Below are 526 nucleotides of genomic sequence, written 5' to 3' on the forward strand. Positions count from 1 at the left end.
GGCTCGAGGTGGACGGCGAGGACCGCGACGTCGTCGTCCGCCTCACCCTCGGGGACCAGCCGCCGCAGCAGCTCGTCGACGAGGCCGTCCAGGTCGCGGCCGGCGTGGCCGGCCCCGTCGTCACGCGTGAGGTCCGCGACCTGGGCGACGAGGCGGTCCAGCCCGACGCGCAGGTGCTCGCCACGGCGCTCGACGAGTCCGTCGGTGTAGAGCAGCAGCGTCGAGCCGCGGAGCACTCGCACGACGTGGTCGGTGCGCCGCGTCCCSGTGCGCAGGCCCAGCAGGAGCTCCGCGGGGGCGTCGAGCTCCGTCACCGTGCCGTCGGGCGCGACAAGAAGCGGCGGCAGATGGCCGGCGTTCGCCCAACGCAACGTCATGGCGTCGTCGCGCTGGTCGGAAGCGCGCTCGAGCCGGAGGACGACGGCTGTCGCCATCGCGTCGATGCCCAGCGCGCGGGCGGCGTTCTCGAGCGACGTGAGCACCTGCGCGGGCGTCCCGCCGCCSGTGTGCGCGATGCCCCGCAGCA

The 526-nt window shown here is 75.4% G+C and carries 1 protein-coding gene; it reads right to left on the reverse strand.

The features are described 5' to 3' along the window. The coding region (locus tag ACXJKA_RS19880) for a PP2C family protein-serine/threonine phosphatase (protein ID WP_456826923.1) at positions 1 to 526 on the reverse strand (526 nt) is incomplete at both ends.

It is taken from the genome of Cellulomonas sp. P5_E12 (assembly GCF_054049315.1).